Genomic DNA, 18,482 nt, shown 5'->3' with positions numbered 1-18,482 from the left:
GTAGAGGATCGACCAAATGAAGCACTAACTAAGATTACGGTATCACCGGGTCAATCGGTAAAATTCCATAATGGAGGCTCACTCAGCAACCCAATACGGAGTAACGCCAAAAAATTAGGTGCACTGTTTGATATTGTGGTGTATAAGGCAGACGGTAGAGCACATAGTGACAAATTCAATAGCAATGTAAGTCTCGCTACCATTCCTTCTGGTGGTGAAGCCGTCGTTACCGTAGGGGGAAGTACACCTGTAATATTTGAATACACGGATGATTTCTCTGTCGTGGACAGCCAGGAACCAGCTTATCTGCGCGTTACGTTGAACAAAGGCGAGAGTTATGCCTTTACCAACATAAGCTCAGATGCGAAAAGGGTCCGAAATGATGCTTCCAGCAGTGAGGGGCGGGTGTATGATTACACGATTTACAACGTAGATGGAACAGTGTCAAGCAGTAGAACAGCAACAGCGATTGAGGCGTATGTCTTGGGTGGTAAAAAAGTTGTTGTTACCAACATCTCGGATCAACCCATAACGTATGGTGGGATTTACCGCGTTTTCCGTGGTCAAGATGATCAAGTCCCTTCACCAGAAACAGATATCACTGTCAATCAAGGGCAAAGTGCAGTATTTACGAATCCGGATTCAAAACCTGCTCAAATTGAACGAATCGCAGGAGTAGCATCCGTTGTGGATTATACAGTTTACGATAAATCTAATAAAGCATTGTATTTCGTGGAAGGTATGAGTCATGCAACATGGGATATTCCAGCAGGTGCAACGCTTGTTGTTACCGTAGTATCTACGGAACCTGTAACGATTCAATATCAATCTCCCGTGACAGCCAGCTTAAGTCAGGAGCCTGCACTTATCAAGCGGAATTTGACGCCGAATAACACGCTCTTGTTCTCGAATACCTCACCTTATGAGGCTATACTCGTTGGTTCTCCTTCTGAAGGAGGAACCTATGATTACGTTATTCGAAATCAGAATCAAGTTGTTGTTAAGGAAGGAAAGAACGCTACAGGAGGACAATTTGTACCTGGAAAGTCTGACATTCAGGTGCATAACGTGTCAGCCCAAACACTGAAATTTGTAGGTGCTTATCGGCACTTTACGGTCAAGGAAGTGGAGGTGGAGTTTCTGACTTTGTATGAAAACACAGAGACGGCGCTTCCGACAGTTCAGCAAGGGAATGTGTACTACCGTTTTAGTCCGTATAGCTCTGACAAGTATCGGATTGCCATAAAGGAATCAGGTGATTTTTCCATTGAACCTCGGATCGAATTGTATTCAGATAAGGAATTGAGCATTCCGGTAGCTGCTTCAATAGAGCAAGAACAGGTATATGGTGAGCAATATACCGTTCTTGAATGGGAGCTTGAAGGTGGACAGAATTATTATCTCAAGCTAAGTGAAAAAGAAGGAAAACCGATTCAGGGAGCCATAAAAGCAGCATGGATGAACATTCGTAATGACAATAGCTATGAGTACGGCTATGGCAATCAATTGCTTAAAGTCGTTCTATTTACAGGAGATCAAATTGTGTTTGAGTATGATCGCAACGGTAATTTAACGAAACGAACAAAAAAGATTTTCCCATTTAATTAATGATTGTCTAAATCTAGGTTGAGGTGATGGAGTGTTTAAGAAAATAACGATTATTTGGTTGTGCGTCATATTGGTTCTTAGTGGGTTCAGTTCTTTTGGATATGGAGGACAAACAGCAGCGGCGGCAGAAGGTAGGGATTCCCTCCCTTCCGCTACTTACATTACTGTCCATAGTTTAAAAGAGCAATTTGGTATCAAAGAAGATTGGATTGAGAAAAAACTAGATCAAGGTTACTCGCTGTACCAATTGTATAAAGCTTTACAGACAGATCGCACAGGCGGCGAGGCTGCTGAAAAATGGCTAGAAGCACAAGAAATAAGCGAACCAATTCAAATGGAGGGGCTACGCCCTTCCGGTTCATCACAGCAAAACAACTTCTCGATTAATGCTCTTAATGAGGATACTCCAGGTACGGGAACAACCGTGGACGAAACTGGACTTAACCATGTCGATATCCGAGATGACGCATCGCTTTATATGACGTCTTATGGAGCGGAATCCATCTCAACTGCTACAGGGGAAATGATGATTCAGAGTACTGACCTTTCTCTACCTGGTCTCATTCCGTTTGATCTGACACGCGTCTATGACAGCGCTAGAGCGAGTGGACAGCTGGGCGTTGAATATGACGAAACGACACAGACGTATTCCAATATAGTTACGCCACGCAAGGAAGAACTCTCTGCTGGATTGGGGCAAGGCTGGCGTTGGGATATTCCTTTCATGGAAAAACGTGGCGATCATCAGTATATTCTGATTCCGGGCGTGGGCTATTACCGCTTAAACGCGAATCTGGAACTGGAAGGTTACGTATGGAATGACTTAACCGTTAAGCGAGATGCCACCGTGACTGTGAATGGCGTATCAAGCAGTTATCGTCTATCCATCCGTAACGGCTACGATTATCTATTTAATGAAGCCGGAGAGCTGTTGCAAATTACAGATGGCTACCGTAATACCGTGAATTTTCACTATACGACATTGAACGGAAACCAAGTTATTGCACGAATTGAAAACAGCGAAGGTCAGGCGCTGACATTTGCTTATGACAACCTGAAGGTTACTGTACAGCTTGCAGGAACGGATCGGAAAGCAACATACACGCAACGCGAGGACGAAGGCATTCGCATTTTGCGAGAATACACGGATGCTCTCGATCGCACAACGACGTATACGTACTATTATCCGGAATCCAAATTCAACTTTTTACCTGAGTTGCAAAGCAACCAAAATGCTCAAGGTGTGATGCATACAGCGCTGTTATCGCGTATTACAAGCCCTTCATCGGCTATAACGGATTATGCATATATTCCAGCGCTGAAGCAGATTGGCGAAGCTTCCTCCCATTTTGTATTCAAAGTAAGAGAGCGCAAGAGCCAGTTTAGTACAACGGATGGCGAAGGCGTTCTGGACAAGGTTAACTTTGAGTACTCTGGAGAAGATCTGGACTCCTATGGACAATCAGCCACATGGACAACGAAAGTAAAAGCAGAGAACACTGTAGATACTTGGACGTTCTCCAAAACGTTTAGCGCTGCAGCTCATCCAGATTTGGTTCGCGCAGATAAGCACACGTTAACTGGAGATGACGTAACTTTTTCCACGGAGTTCCAGTACGACAGTCAAACGAAGCGAAACCTTCCGACTCAAATGACGGAGTGGGTTAGTAAGGGTGGACGTACAGGCGAGAAGCTAACCACGACCATGACCTACGATGCCAATGGAATGGTGACGTCCGAAAAACAAAGTACAGGACAAGAATCTACCTATGCGTATGAAACGGGTAAGGCTCCATATCACTGGATCAAACCTATTCGTTCGACCAGCAAGATTAATAGTACCTTGGAGAGATACACCGAAACAACCTATAACAGCCAAGGTTCCGTTCTGCGGAGCACAACTAAAAATGGATACGGCGGGCAGTTGCTCACTGAATCGGAAGTGAAGCTGGATGATAAAGGAAGAGTCACCAGCACCACGGATAAAGGCGGCTATTTAGCTAAAGACAGCGTAGCGATGTTGAGTTATCAGGCTGATGCAGGGCATTTGGTGAAATCCAAGTCCATAACCGTGAATGATGCTGCTGGTAAAGCAGAAGCCCTCGTGGAATCGTATCAATATACGAATGCTGGTGAACTGGAAAAGACAACCGATGCATCCGGGGAACAGGAATCCTATCAGTATGATAAGAGAGGGCGACTTCTACAAATCGTACATGCTGATGGTACGAAATCAACTACGGCGTATGATGATGTTAAGAACATCATTACAAATACATCGCCAGATGGCATTGTCACGACCGAGCGGTATAATCCGTTAGGTCTTTTGGTAGAAGAGCAGACGGCTCAGGCTACGTACAAATACGCCTATGACCGCGAAGGTAATGTTACGGCTGTTGAGGATGCTGAAGGCAATGTTACGAGAGCTGTAGTCGACGCGTTTGGACAAGCGATAGAGACAAAGTATCCAGACGGGACCATCGAAACAACCAACATTGATGCTGTGGCCCAAACGGTGACCTATAAGGACGCCGCTGACAATCAAACACGGGAGAAGAAGGATTTACTTGGTCGAGTGACGGCGGTGGAAGAATATCGGAATGGTGCATATGTTCCGTTACAACAAACCGAGTATGATATCGATGGTAACGTAATTGCATCTATCGATGGTAACGGTCAACGAACGACCTATACGTATGATGCGCTTGGACAGATCACAACAGTGACAACACCGAAGCAAGAGACAAGCCGCTACTTCTATAGCTATCAGGGCCAAGTGACACAGATCGTATCACCGAATACGCAAACAGTCACAAAACAGTATGATGAATTGGGAAGACTCATTAAACAGACGCATCCGAGTCCAGCCGGGTATGCGACAACGTTATATTACGATAAGAAAAGTAATCTGATTAAAAAACAGGATCGACTTGGGAAAGTAACAGAGTATACGTATAACAGTGACAACATGCTCACAGGTATGAAAGCACCGGATACGAATGTATCCTATACGTACGACGAGATTGGCCGTAGAACATCGATGACCGATGATCATGGAAAGACCACGTACAGTTATAGAGTGGCAGATGGGATGTTGAACGGACTGACGTTCCCGGATGGGACACGACTTGATTACGAAAACAATACCCAGCAACGTCTAGGGTATACCTTAACGGATGCCAAAGGACAATCCTTGCGCATTCACGGCGAAGTAGATGCCATGAATCGGGTAACCTCCATGGATATTACCACGGGTTCAGGAGGGGCCTCTGCACTCGCAGCATCGGGAACGACGCCTGTGGATCGTATGACATTCAGTTATGCGTCCAATAGCTTGCTGGAGAAATTGTCGTTTGGCAAGGGCCTGAGCACAAGCTACCAGTTCAGCGGCTATGACCTGTCGGGAATCACGATCTCTCAAGGGACATCTGCGGTGCAACAGTTCGCCTATGAATATGATGGTAATAAAAACATCACGTCCCGTACACAGAATGGGGAAACTGATCAATACACATACGATGAATTGAGCCGGATTCAGACCGAAACGGGTACGCAAAAAGAAACGTATACTTATGACCCGAATGGTAACCGGTACAGTACCGGAAGTGGTAAGGTATACGGTCTAAAGGATGCACAGTATACGTATGACAGCCAGAATCGTCTGATTAAAGCAACGGGTGAAGGCAAAACGGTAACCTACAGCTATAATGGAGATGGATTGTTGTATGAACGTACGGAAGGCGACCAAACGATTCGTTATTATTACGATGAAGAAGCCAAACTCATGGCTGAGGCCACTGTGACGTCTGGAAAAGCAGAGCTGACATATGCCTATATCTATGATCTGTATGGGCAATTATGGGCTCGCCAGGACAAGCAAACAGGTAAACTGGAATACTACCAGTTGAATGGTCATGGCGATGTCGTTGGCCTTGTAGACGATGCAGGAAAAGTGTTGAACAGCTATACCTATGATATCTGGGGCGGACCGTTAACAACAGAGGAAACCGTACCGAATATGCTTCGCTATGCCGGAGAATATTGGGATGATACGGTAGGGCTGCAATATCTGCGAGCGCGCTGGTATGATCCAGGCATGGCACGTTTCATCGGTGAGGACACGTATGAGGGAGAATTGAATGATCCATTAAGTTTGAATTTATACTCTTATGTAAGTAATAATCCTCTAAAATATGTAGATCCGAGTGGCCATGTGGCCGTAGATGTAGATGTTTTTAACATTAACTGGAAATTAAATTCCTTAAAAGCAGATTGGGTTTACTGGGATGGGGTTTTTAAAGGATCCAAAGACAATTCATCAATGTGGGTTCACGCACACAAAAAAAGAAACCAAGCTGCAAATCAAGCAAAAGCGATAAGAAACAGCAATAAAGGAATGCAAGGACTTTTAAAGCAAAGTGATCCCGTCTTTAATGCATTTGTTTTACAAAATGATACTTCAAGAAATATGAAAGTAATGGTAGATCCTAAAAGTAATATAGTTTATTATGCGGACGCGTCAAAATATAATTGCACTGGTTGCATTTACGATGAGACAACTTACACGAAGGGAAAAGCAGATGCAATTATGGGGGATGTTTCCTCACGACTTACAAGTCTAGTTACCAGTGAAAAATTCGGGAATGTAAACTATTTAGTAGCATCAGTTTTTGGCAATGTTGAAGTAACTAAAAAGGGTACGGTAACTACTATGATTTATGTGGCCAACCCCAAAGGGTATACTATGCAAACTGTAATTGTTACTAGTGATGGTAAACCTACTGGATGGACTGGTTGGAATCCATACTATTAAGTATTTTGTAGGGAAGAGGTGTTATTTTGAGAAAGGTATTAATAATAGGTGTTTTATTAATGATTACCATATTCATTTTTTTTATTTTCATTAAAGATTCAACTCCAGTACAAACTAGCAGGCATATAATATCAGTCGACCTTAAAGGTAATTCATGCAAGGTAACTGTTAATGATCCACCAAAGCCTATAAACAGGAGTACTCAAACAGAACGATTTGAAAGTCCATCATGTAACAAATTAAAAGAAGGTGATTCAATAACCTATCGGTATCTGAATGAAGGGAAGTATCTATACATCGTTTCAATTAATAAAGAACCAACGAAAGATCCTTTGTCAGGAGTGGTAACTAAAAAGTTAGAAAATGAAGGAACCTTCTATATTAAAGTTAAATCAAACAGTTTTGGAGATGAAACATTTCCTATAGACAAGAAAGTTTGGAACAAAGTAAATATTAAATCCAATGTTATTTTTTATCTTGATAATTGGGACACCCCTATTAACATAACAAAAATACAGTAAAAGATTGTTTGAAAAATGAGAGAAATGAGTTCATTCTTATATTGCATTTTAATATGGATAATAAAAATTGCCGTATCGTTCTTAAAGAAGATGACCTCGTTATACATCGGGGCATCTTCTCTAATATTAATGAGAGTATGAGTTGCAACCATCGGCATATCCGTTGTATTAAGGAGATTGGAGATACTAACATGATTGAATATAGGTATACAATTGAATCTAAATAACTCAACGCTGAATTTTGGGCTAAGGGTGCGACAGGGGTCACAACTAAGATTCTATTGGGGACTGACAAATTGAGAAAAATGATTAAAAGCTCAGAAGAGTTTGAGAAAGCATCACGTTTGGTTTCAAAAGTAATTTGTGTTGACGAGAGGTTACCAAATCCAGTATTTAAAGTTTCCTTTCCAAATAAAGTTGTTTTTGATTTTGATTATGTAATGAGCTATCAATTTTGGGATGAATTAGAGAAAATCATGGATACTTTTGGTGACTACTCTGTAATTATGGCTGTTTTAGATCCAGACCCTGTAAATTATTACTACAGTGAGTTTTCCCAATATAACTGGTGCGTTTTACAAAAGGGTACCACCGCTGATGAGTATTGGAATATCCTTAATCAGGGACCAGAAGAAAGCCCTGCTGATGCTATTCTATCTAACTCTGAAATAGTTATATGGTTATCGCCGTCGCTGAATTGGGCAATATGGGGAGAAAGAAGTTACGGCATTTGTATTTTAGGTTTTAACGATGAAATGAGCAAGTACAGTAGTGACTCATGTTTTTCAATAGACAGGGCTATTACTGATTTGGTGGCCTTAAACTTTACCAAAGGTATACCCGAAGATGTGACTAATAAGTTAATGAAACATTATAGTATTAAGAACTAGGAACTGATAAGACCTTGAGGACTCTAATCCTCAAGGTCTTTATTTAATATCCCCTCCTTCGTATGCCTCATATAAAAAGGATATGAAGGATCTTGAAGATGGTTTAAGAACGTATTGAACCGTTAAAAAGGGATAGAAAAAAATAATATTGTTAGCATTAAAGCTCGTCGTAGTAAATTCCTCAGTGTCCTATTGTGGTTAAATTTAAGGACAACTCACAAGAATATGTGTACAACTACAGAGAAGAGCAATGGGTGCAACTAACGCTTGATATTATTCCAAAATCAATTGAATGATATGAATTGTAATGTGACATTGAATTCACGTAGCCAATCCTGAAAGTCGGATTAAACGTATTGAGACCATACGTTTAATAAGAGCATATTAAAACAAGTGGAACTGGAAGGTTTGACCCTATTGAACTAGACACTCGTCAATTTCCTTGAAAAGTGGCTCTGCTACTGCTCTTAGGGTAATGTCACAACAAAAAAAGACGCAGGGGATGTATATCCCTGCGCCTGATCAAGAAATCAAATCGGTGTCCATCAATCCATATAGGGTAGAAAGGACTCTAATAAATGCTTTTCTAACTCAAGCTGGGCAGAGCCTTTAGTGCTTGCTAACGGATGATTAGCTCGTTCCAAAGCCGCACGGATAAGAGCCTTTGCGGAATCTTTGTCTACAAACACATTGTCCATGCGTACACGGGCTTCCTTATTACCATAACGAAGCATCAAGTTGTATTCCATCTCCATATGTCGCGCCATCAAGGAGGAACCTGTAAGTTTACCATCAGCATCGGTTAAGGGATTGAAGCTACTTTTTTTCATCTGCTTTGTTCCACGCATCCTGGACCTTCTTGAGATGCATTCTTCAAGGCCGCCTGAGAAAATATACTAATATAATTGTTAGCAGAAGAGTGGGCTGTCATAGCCAATTCCTCCAATATTCATATTACATCCTTCCGGTTAACGAACATTAATCCAAGCGGTCCACTGTGTTGGAATATTAATGGAATAGACCGTACCTACAAATTGTCCACCTGTACTAGGCGCTTCATAAACCCAAGAATGGGCAAAAGCATCAACGACACGATCACCGTCCAGATCAATAGCTTCAGACCAGTTGTTAGTCATTGTATTGCCGGCGAGTGTGCCGTAGTGACTGCTGTCATAACCGATCTGGAAAGTAATACACTGAATCCAAGCCCCGCCATGATCATTGGTCGTGGAGAGCGGGTTGTTGTTGAAGCCGTAAATTTCTTGACCACCATTAGGAGATACGACACCATATACATTAATGTGAGATACTTTCGGAGCAGGCGCAAACAGAACTGGACCACCCGCATTATCAGCCTTCTGCGATTCGAATTCAGCCTTAGCCGCTTTCACAGCTTCACGGAATTCTTTGGAATTAATAATTTCTTCCTTTGTCATAGGTTTGGCTTGAGTCACGTCACCATCTGCATAGGCAGCTACATTAAATGAAAGCACTAGAACAAGAATAAGAGCTAAACTAAACAATTTTCTCATAGCAATAAATTCCACCTTTCTTGTTATGGGTATTCTTTTACAAAAACATGTGGTTACGACAAATAGACCTGCTTGCAGATTAAAGCCTCTTGCCCTCCTCTCTTTTAAAGATGGTTCTTCCCCTTTTTTCTTTACTGAAAAAGAATTTAAGGAGGTAGAACTCTACAGGCTAGAAAACTCTATGAAGTAGGAATGTATATGTAAAATGAATGCCTGCCAATGATTATGTGTTGCAGACAAAATGTAAAACTCATTTATACGCATTGATATCTTAGCTATGATAGGCTCTGATACCCATCTTGATAATATAAGATTCCAAAATAAATATTTAAATTGTAATATATTCCATTTATACAAACATATAGTACACCTATTCGTTGGCACAAGTCAAGTTCATTCTTTAATTCTATTAATTGTTAAAAATGTATCTAAAAAGACGAAAAAAGCCTAACCCCTCAGTATCATGAACGAGGAATTTGGCTTATGATCTTCAGCTTAAACAGCAGTGTCCGATTAGTGATTAGAATAATGATTTATTTATCCATTTATAAGTAATGAATTTTAACATTTGCCCATTCATTTTAAATTGTTTATCGCTAGTTTCTGTATGCTCGAATCCGTTTTGCTCTAAAACTTTTTGAGATGCTAAATTATTGGTGGTTGTTTTTGCCTTAACTTCTTTTATATCTAAATCAACTATCGTATCGAGTAATAATTTTAATGCTTTTTTAGCAACACCTTTTCCAGTGTGGATTTGTCCCACTCTATAGCCGAGAAATCCTATTTTATCGGAATCAATATCAACTAAATTTATTCTTCCAAGAATAGAGTTATTTTCGTCTTTTATTAAATAAAAAAAGGAGAGGCCTTTGACTTGTTCATCAAGCAGAGATTCATTCCTTACTTTAAAAACCTCAGGTATGTAATAATCATCTTCTCGAGACGGTACCATTTCCTCGAAAAAAATTCTGTTTTCAGTTTCGAATTCATACAAGTCTTCAATATCTGTATCTTTTAACTTCTCGATTATTATATTCATGAACCCTTTCCTCCAATCAACTTTAATGCAAGATACTACGAATCTACTTCTGTAAATTATAATCTGCACCACGATTTCAGTTTGTTCTAATTCCTCTTTTTTAATATGTTGAAAAATGTTGAATTTGGCAATTAAGTTTTTGTAAAGCAAGTATAACATTCCTATTTCGTTATTCAACATAGCCCCTTGAATCGCATGTATTCCCTGTGACGAAGGCTTGTATTTTGCACGAAAAATCTCGGGAAAAGAAGTACCTTTTACAGTATGGCCCCGATTGGCAGGAAGAGGCCAATGTTTTAACCTAACTTTACAGGAAAGTAGTTTCTCAATATGCTTTCGATTTTGCTCTAAAGATCGAGGGGGATCAAAAGCTTCGGAGATGCTCGGCTAGACTTTGGTTTTTCAGATCGTACCGTGATTTAGAAACGAATACAGTATGAGTGATATTATTAAGTTTCTCAATCATTCTTCCATAGGGAGATACTAGAGTTGACGGATCATTTTATTATCCGAAAAACGAAGATGAAGTGCTTGTATTTAACGAAACGACTGAAATGTTTGCAATGAATCCTGAAGATTACAGAGTATATGTCGAGATTAGCTCTTTAATATATCTAATGAATGATAGGGAGTGAAAGAATGGACATTACGTATATCAAGATGTTACCTGATCGAATAGAAGCAGGAACGTTATTGTTATTATTCAGAAGTGTTCTGAAAGAGTTTAGAAAACTAAGTTTGCATAACGCAAGTTAGACTCACTGGAAAAGGGTCTTAACATGACAACCAACTTAATTTATGGAAGTGACTTTATTTAATTTATGATAAAATAAAGATAAAGTATAAGAATGACTAAAGGAGTGTTGATCTGAGTATGACCGTAGATGAAATTCTGGACGCAATTAAGAACATGGAAGTAGAATATGCCAAAATATTCGAATGTCAATAATAAATTTGCATATGAAAGGCAGAATTGATAATAGGCGTGAATATTTCGAGGAGTGTATCAAAAAAATTTCAAATGATGTAATAACGCCCGTTACTCCACCAACTGATTTAAAGGAGGAGTTAGTAACATTAAAAAGCGATGAAATCTTCACTATAGCCTTAACAGATATTTATGGGAAATATTGTGGAGTAGCTGTTGCTTATAGAATGGGATTTAGTACTCTGGTATTGCATACATTATATGTGCGTGAAGATGTGCAAAACAACAACATAGGTACATTTTTAGTAGCTTTATTGATTTTAGTTGCTCGATTTGAAGATATGCCAGAAATCCTTTTGAAAACACTATTAAGCTATCAGAATGTCAAACATTTGTATATTGAAAAATGTGGCTTTGAAATTGAAGGAATGATAGCTGAAGAATCAGGATTGGAACCGTTTATGGTGTTACGTAAAGTGCTATAAAAATAGAATAGAGTGCTAAAGCTTCTACGGTTATTGTTTATATATAGTGAAGTTTACGGAGGGTTGAAAATTTTGGATACCATATCTCAAAAAGTAGCTGTCCCATTACTTGGAGTCATGAATATTAATTTTTTTGACTGCGCTTACGTTACTCTTGATTTCTATAAAAAAATCAATGAAATTGAGCGCCAAAAAAATATTAAACATCTTGGGTTAATTTCTTCTGTTTTTGATAATGTCTCACATAGTCGATGGGATTACCTTATGTTACAATGCGGTATAACTGAGATCACCCGAAAAATGCATTCGGGAGATGCTGATTTAGCTTTAGGAAGTTTGAAGATCAATGGCATTACATACAATGGAGAAGCTATTCTGAAAAGTTGGTTCCTTCTCTCAAATTTAGGTCACGCAAAAAATACTTTAGGTGATGAAAAGTTTCTAACAAACTACTTATTAAATCACACCAAAATGAGAAGATATGTACTCAATAAGATAAAGGATAAAGATTTGAAAGATTATGCATCGAAAATAATTTTGGGAAACAATTATTCCAAATTACATTATGTCCTTAGTATTCTTAGAGTATACATGCTATGCAATTCTAGAAAATCTAATACTATTTTTATAGTTTTACTTAAATCTTTATTATTAGATGATTTCTCTAAACACTATAAAGTAGACTCCCATAAACTTGATAGACTTAAAAATACTTTTTATATGATTAGACAATTATCTATTATCTCAATTGACAGTCATTACTCTCATTTACCTATTAAAATTGATTTAATGTCAGCAATTCTAAATTTAAAATCCTTTGTTTCTAATGAAAAAAGTTTGATGGGTTCCTTACATAACTCTCTATATACAGAGTTATATTTAGAGTCAAATGTTATCTGTAAACAAGCAGAATATTCACTAGAGATGAAAAAAAACTTTGAACAAAATAAATTTACTTTTGATGAAATATTCAAAGAATCACTTTTCACAACTGAATTGATTAGAATCGAAAATCCTAAATTTATTCCATTTTCTAAAGTTACTCTAGAATATGATATGTTTAAAGGAGACCATATTCGCCTAAAAAACAAGCTAAGTTCTATGTTGAACAAATTTAATGAAGTTATCTTTGATGTAGATATTAATCCGATAAGTAATGAAGCTTATATCAATTTTTTTATATCGAAATCTATTTCATCATCTAATCTGAACAAATTGATATTTGCTATTGTTTCATACTTGGATACATTATTTAACGAAATTATATATTATCATGACTCAGATATATTAGGTATAGCTTTTGAACTTGATAAAATCTCAGAAGCTAATTCTTCTTTAACAGTCGAGTTAGAAGTGATTAAAGAGAAGATTCTGGAAGAAACTTATTCAAACTTTAGCCAATGGTACTATCCGAAACTTAACAGTGTATTTGAGATGTTTTTTTTAGATGTCCTAAAATATTTTCTCAAGAATGAAAATTTAGTTTTACATATTGAAAAAAATCATTATCATCATTTTGGTTTTTTAGCTCCAGATTTCGAACAAAAAAATTATGGGGTGATTCAACTTGCAATGAAAGCAGAGAATGCAATCAACGATAATCAGGATCGGGTTCACGAATTAGAACAACTCAATAATTCTGTAAATAGAAAATTTGATGGCTTCAAGTTATTTCTAATTAGTAGAACAAAGATTTTAGATATGTCAAAATCCCCCGAGAAACGGCTTCAAACCGATATTGATTCAGCTATTCTTACTATATCTGAGGATTCCACTACATTAGATTTACATGAAGCTAAGAACAATAAGAGTGGTAGGGAGAATAACGCTACTAAAGATATTAAACAGAAATTAGTTCCTCTAATAAACACTCATGGCTTTGGGTATAGAGTTTTAGCCCATAAGGGATATGGTGCGAGGTTGAGGATTAAAATCAAATAAATGTAAGTGAATCAATTTCTAACAACCAAGATAGTACAGACACTCTTTCTAATTCCGAACAGAACGAGGCATATTAGACAATATTGTACTTCCATACGCATTCTGTTGTCTTGAAGCTTAGAGTAATAATAACCCATGGACACCCTCCTTGGATTATTATTACTCTAGAGTATAAACGGGCAGTAAACCGTTTTTCAAATAAGTAATCCCATTTAAGATATCTATGGAACTACTTCGAAAAAATAATAATACTAATAATAATAAATAGTGTAGGTTTACTTTGAGTACACAACTATATTATGGAGGTAATATCGTTTGAAATTACAAATTGAAAAATGGGTAGACGAAACTAAACCATTTAAGGAATCAGACTCTGCACATGATTTTTTTGAAGAATCTGTTCGTTGCTATAAAATTGGGGCTTATAAGTCTGCATTTGTTATGTCTTATCTTGCATTTAAAACTATTGTTAGAAATAGAATATTAGAGTGCCCCTATGGTAAAGAAGCTGTCAGTTCCAATCCAAATCCTTTGTTCTGGGAAAACGAACTTATTAAGAAATTAGAGAATGATGATAGTTGGGAAAGCTTCTTAAATAGTATTGTTGAAGCATCTTGTGCGGATGAAAAGAATAGAAAGCCTATTGGTATTCTACATTTTACTAATGGGGAACAGACAAAATCAGCTTATAATTATTGGAGAGACATTAGAAATGATTGCGTGCATGCAAAAAAACAGGTAACCATTGATAGTTCAACCGTAGAATCTTTTTGGAATTACTTGATTGATAACTTGAATAAATTTTATGTCCTTGGTGGTGAGCAGTACACATTAAAAGAATTGGAAAATATATATAAATACTATAGCTATCCTGATATAGTGAATCCAGAAAGAGTAACCGCAATAATAAACGACTTAAACGTAACTATTAAGAATAAATCCAAAGACTTCTTCCATGAATTATTTACTAACTTGAAAAAAAATGACCCCAGTAAGCTATTAATAAAGGAATCTAACATTAATTATTGGAAGGATATACTTGAATCTAAACATGAAGGTATTATAGAAGGAATTATTGAAGAAATTTCAGCAACTCCATTTAATTTCTTTAACTTTTATGAACATTTCCCACAAGTACTGGAATTGGCTATTTCGGTCGATTCAAAATTTATATTGGAGAGATTATCAGAATGGTTAGGTGAACCTTTCTTTTTTTTAGATAATAATCAGAAGAGGTTCTGGGAATTATTAGTTGAAACATTAGACAGGTACAAAGGTATTAATATCGATAAAATTTTAGTTCGTACCATCGCTTTAATCGCTTCCTTTGAACCAGACGATAGAAAACTGCGGATACTTAACCAGAATAATATCTTCAAAAAATATATTTTTGAACAATCATCTTGGTTTTTTAAGACAGATTCAAATTCACAATTTAACAATTATCATAAATTAGTTTCAGATGAATCTAATTACATTGAATGTTGTTTTAATTATTTAGATTGGGATATAGATTGCATTGAAACCTTAAATTCCGCACTTGATAGTTTAGAATTTAGTATGGCATATAGAAGCAACCTCGCTTCATCTTCTAATGGACAATTATATCGAAGAAAATGTAAGCGTATTATTTGTAACAACAAAGAAAAAATATTAAGTATTCCGAATATCGATTTGACGAACTATAATAGAATATCGAAGATAATTAATGAATGCAATTGTAGTAATAATGAATAAATAAAACTCATATTTTATCCATATCAAAAAGCCCTAGAGAGCCATTCTTAGGGCTATTTCAATCTCTTAACAAAATCCTCGGTAGACGATGGTCTATGCCCTATAAATGCGTTCTGGAGTCTTTCATTGGTCATAAAGAAGCAAGGGTACTTCAACTCCGTAGTTTCTGCTAACATAGATATATCCTACATAAAATAAGCGGTGAAAACGGATGAGTACAATCAAAGTAACACCTGAGCACTTACATCACGTATCAAGTCAGGTGGATCAGGCGAGGAAACAATTGGAGCATATCCAAGATAATCTCTCCAGGCAGAGTATGTTCCTTCAAGCTATGTGGATGGGGGCGACGCAGGAGAGGTTTTACCATGAGATTGAGCGTTCACGCCCCCTTCTGGATAAAGCGCTGGAGAGTATGGTGAACACCTCGAAGGAACTGAAGGATATTGCCATGCGGTTTGAGAATGCAGATGCTGAGAAGGTGAGTCTGGGCAGTGCTATTGGGGCTATAGGTGCGGCAACGATGATGAAGACCTCGGGAAGTAATTCAAGTTCAATTGATAAGGGATACCGGATGGCACAAGTTAATATGTTTGGAAAGTTAATGTGGATCCCTGTCAATGAAAATGGTGTCTCGGACCAGGCTGCGCTTCAGGCGTATCAGAGCGACTAAGGGCATTTGGATTTTAATCGGATGCAAGCTGTGAATGTAGAACCGCCAGGGGAAGATATTTATGCGATGCAGATCAAAGCCTTTGAAAAGAAAATCCATCCGTACACAGGCGAGCCTGTATCCGATAAGTATGCTCAGATGATGTTGACTTCTCTAAAGTTCAGTCAGCTATGTATGGCATTTCAGATGGTTCGCGGGAGTATGCCGGGTGGCAGAGGGCCTTTTCGGTTGCCTGTTTCTGATCCGGCTGTGGCGAAGATTAAAAAGAATTTGGAAGCGGCTGAAGCAAGAAGAGGAAATGGTAAGAAGGAAGGTGCTGGCGTTACCGGACAGTCTTCTAATGTTGGTACTTTAGTTAAAGAAGGAAACAAAACGAAATATACTAATCCAGCTGGTAATGTTCTCCATTGGGATGATCAGCATCCCAAAAATATCAATTGTTAAACAGTAAGGACTCAGGAAGAGCAACTGAAGCCAAAGCAGCTTACGCTGTAAGAGAAAGTAAGGAAGTTACAGCCTTCAGCCAAAAAATTCAAAGGGCTGATGGCAATCCTGCAGGGAATTTTAATGTAGTAACTAAACATGAGATTATTGAAGTTAAAAAATCATTGAAAGCCTTCACTGATGTGGAACAGTTTGATAAATACGTTAATGTAAAACACCAAGATTACTTTAACTATGAACAAAAGAAGGTTATTTTATATATTGACAAGCCATTGACTAATCCACACCCTAAAGATTCTCTAAAATTAGACTTAATTAAGTCTAAAGGTGTTACTGTTGTGAACTCTTTAGAGGAACTCAAGGGGGTATTGAAGTAAAAAATGGGAACTTCATCTGTTATTTTAACAAAAAAAGATATATTCACCAGAGAAGCTCTTGGCTGACACTATTGTTGCGGCTTTTCATTCGGACTCTGCTCTCTATTTCTATAACAATAAAACATATACAAATGATGGAGAGTTCCTGTATACAACGCTGATTATTAATCATAAGTCATTTACAGGGGACAATGAATCCTCATTAATTTTCCATATTCACAGCATTAGTAGCCCAAGTACTGAATTTTATTATCACGAAGATTTAGGTTTAGATCCTAATGTATCACTATGCCAAGTCGGGCACATTGAGGATATCTATGGTAATCAAGAGTTAATACTTCATTTTATTTATGAATATCTAAAGCTGAATCCTGATGATTATTTCTGGATTGCAGACAATGATTGGGTATACAACTGGGAGGACATACATAAACTGAAATCTTTACCGGATGATCCAGACTGGTGTTATAAAAAATCCCAAAGACTAACTTCTAAATGATGAGAAAGGGAACATAAAGAATGTTGATCCTGCATTTCAGATTAATATTAAGGAAGAGATAATTGATGTACAAAATAATGACAACAAAAGCTGAAATAGATCAATTAGTCGACTCTTATTTCTGGATTATCGATGTACCCAGAGCATTAAAATACTTTGGAGATCATGACAGACAGGGTTATGGTTTAGGTCCACTGGAAGTACAACTTTCATCCTATCACATGCCAGAAGAGGAAGAGTACATTGGTGATCAGAAAGTGTGTTTTATTGGAGAGCCTCCAGCATATGATGAAGATGTAATGGCAGTCATGAAATATGATTAATTTTATAACTATAGAAATTTACAGTGGGAAATACGTGGAGGAGCATCCGGAGGAAAAAGAGGGAATTTATAAATTATTAGATATCGTCAAAAAAAGATTGGATCTGAATTCGTAACTCACTGGATGTGAATCATAAATCATTTGCGAAGAACAACGAATGTTCAGAATATGTTCGAATCATGAAAACGAACAGCGGCTCGGTGAAAAAGTGTGTTATTGAGTAAAAAGAACCATGATAATCCCCCTCAGTCTTGGATTGTCGGTTTTAAATTATCATGGTTCTTTTTTAGATTTTTGAAGTTATTGCGGGGAATTTCTCTATTGAGTAACTTATTCATTGATTTTTTCAATACTCACAACCGTCCTAATAGGTGGCAAGGATTCTTGTTGGTTAAAATCAACAGTGATTTTTACTTTTTGCCCTACATCAATTGATTCATAAGACTCTTTATCGACAAAATAATACCCCATAGAGAGACCTTTACAAAGTACCCTATAGGGTACAGTTTATACTGAACACTTCTTTTTTTTAAAGTTTTCAGTGTTTGGGTTCGGATACCAGAGTATTTTGGGTGCCCAGAGCTAAACATTTAGTCAGAATCAGTATGTCTCCCATACAGAGAGGCTATCTGGTTCTTTTAGTGCCCAATAAACTATCCAAAAGCAGGAAAA

Annotated in this window: 15 protein-coding genes; 12 read left to right on the top strand and 3 right to left on the bottom strand. The window is 37.7% G+C overall.

What is annotated here, in order from left to right:
• The first annotated feature begins 138 nt into the window (after nt 1-138).
• The 4 genes from MHI55_RS20855 to MHI55_RS20840 all read left to right on the top strand — a co-directional run bounded on the left by MHI55_RS20855 (nt 139) and on the right by MHI55_RS20840 (nt 7,832).
• Nucleotides 139-1,608, top strand: a complete 1,470-nt coding sequence (locus MHI55_RS20855) for a hypothetical protein (protein ID WP_340386778.1) — start codon at nt 139-141, stop codon at nt 1,606-1,608.
• A 31-nt stretch (nt 1,609-1,639) separates the two neighbouring features.
• On the top strand, nt 1,640-6,421 hold the full coding sequence (locus tag MHI55_RS20850) for an RHS repeat-associated core domain-containing protein (RefSeq protein WP_340386776.1): 4,782 nt from the start codon (nt 1,640-1,642) through the stop codon (nt 6,419-6,421).
• A 26-nt stretch (nt 6,422-6,447) separates the two neighbouring features.
• Nucleotides 6,448-6,942: a hypothetical protein gene (locus MHI55_RS20845; protein ID WP_340386774.1), complete on the top strand. Its 495-nt coding sequence runs from the start codon at nt 6,448-6,450 to the stop codon at nt 6,940-6,942.
• 296 nt (nt 6,943-7,238) lie between these two features.
• Nucleotides 7,239-7,832 carry a hypothetical protein gene (locus MHI55_RS20840; protein WP_340386772.1) on the top strand — a complete coding sequence of 198 codons (594 nt, stop codon included), beginning with the start codon at nt 7,239-7,241 and terminating at the stop codon, nt 7,830-7,832.
• Between the two features lie 545 nt (nt 7,833-8,377).
• On the opposite strand, the gene MHI55_RS20835 is transcribed toward MHI55_RS20840, so the two are convergent.
• The 3 genes from MHI55_RS20835 to MHI55_RS20825 all read right to left on the bottom strand — a co-directional run bounded on the left by MHI55_RS20835 (nt 8,378) and on the right by MHI55_RS20825 (nt 10,403).
• Nucleotides 8,378-8,680, bottom strand: a complete 303-nt coding sequence (locus tag MHI55_RS20835; protein WP_340386769.1) for a hypothetical protein — start codon at nt 8,678-8,680, stop codon at nt 8,378-8,380.
• Between the two features lie 120 nt (nt 8,681-8,800).
• Nucleotides 8,801-9,364: a DUF4879 domain-containing protein gene (locus tag MHI55_RS20830; protein WP_076250953.1), complete on the bottom strand. Its 564-nt coding sequence runs from the start codon at nt 9,362-9,364 to the stop codon at nt 8,801-8,803.
• Nucleotides 9,365-9,884: 520 nt separating this feature from the next.
• Complete coding sequence (locus tag MHI55_RS20825) at nt 9,885-10,403, bottom strand: GNAT family protein (RefSeq protein WP_340386767.1); 519 nt, start codon at nt 10,401-10,403, stop codon at nt 9,885-9,887.
• A 960-nt stretch (nt 10,404-11,363) separates the two neighbouring features.
• Between MHI55_RS20825 and MHI55_RS20820 the strand changes: the two genes are divergently transcribed.
• The 8 genes from MHI55_RS20820 (at nt 11,364) to MHI55_RS20785 (ending at nt 17,810) form a co-directional block, all read left to right on the top strand.
• The gene (locus tag MHI55_RS20820; protein ID WP_340386765.1) at nt 11,364-11,816 is read left to right on the top strand and encodes a GNAT family N-acetyltransferase; all 453 of its coding nucleotides are present in this window, start codon (nt 11,364-11,366) and stop codon (nt 11,814-11,816) included.
• Between the two features lie 72 nt (nt 11,817-11,888).
• Nucleotides 11,889-13,757, top strand: coding sequence for a hypothetical protein (locus tag MHI55_RS20815; protein WP_340386763.1), 1,869 nt, complete (start codon nt 11,889-11,891; stop codon nt 13,755-13,757).
• Nucleotides 13,758-14,072: 315 nt separating this feature from the next.
• Complete coding sequence (locus MHI55_RS20810) at nt 14,073-15,494, top strand: hypothetical protein (protein WP_340386761.1); 1,422 nt, start codon at nt 14,073-14,075, stop codon at nt 15,492-15,494.
• A 211-nt stretch (nt 15,495-15,705) separates the two neighbouring features.
• Nucleotides 15,706-16,167 carry a WXG100 family type VII secretion target gene (locus MHI55_RS20805; protein WP_340386759.1) on the top strand — a complete coding sequence of 154 codons (462 nt, stop codon included), beginning with the start codon at nt 15,706-15,708 and terminating at the stop codon, nt 16,165-16,167.
• A 21-nt stretch (nt 16,168-16,188) separates the two neighbouring features.
• Nucleotides 16,189-16,611 (top strand): hypothetical protein, encoded by a 423-nt coding sequence (locus MHI55_RS20800; protein ID WP_340386758.1) that lies wholly within the window; start codon nt 16,189-16,191, stop codon nt 16,609-16,611.
• Nucleotides 16,605-16,988 carry a hypothetical protein gene (locus MHI55_RS20795; protein WP_340386757.1) on the top strand — a complete coding sequence of 128 codons (384 nt, stop codon included), beginning with the start codon at nt 16,605-16,607 and terminating at the stop codon, nt 16,986-16,988. The genes MHI55_RS20800 and MHI55_RS20795 overlap by 7 nt, the downstream gene beginning before the upstream one ends.
• Before the next feature lie 58 nt (nt 16,989-17,046).
• A complete protein-coding gene (locus tag MHI55_RS20790) occupies nt 17,047-17,487 on the top strand; it encodes a hypothetical protein (protein WP_340386755.1) in 441 nt (146 codons plus the stop codon).
• Nucleotides 17,488-17,564: 77 nt separating this feature from the next.
• A complete protein-coding gene (locus MHI55_RS20785; protein WP_340386753.1) occupies nt 17,565-17,810 on the top strand; it encodes a hypothetical protein in 246 nt (81 codons plus the stop codon).
• Nucleotides 17,811-18,482 lie beyond the last annotated feature (672 nt).

Origin of the sequence: Paenibacillus sp. FSL E2-0151 (assembly GCF_037993015.1) — a bacterium.
GTDB classification, from domain to species: Bacteria; Bacillota; Bacilli; order Paenibacillales; family Paenibacillaceae; genus Paenibacillus; species Paenibacillus amylolyticus.
Note: the sequence above shows the minus strand (reverse complement) of the source record. Positions and strands in the feature narration are given on the sequence as shown.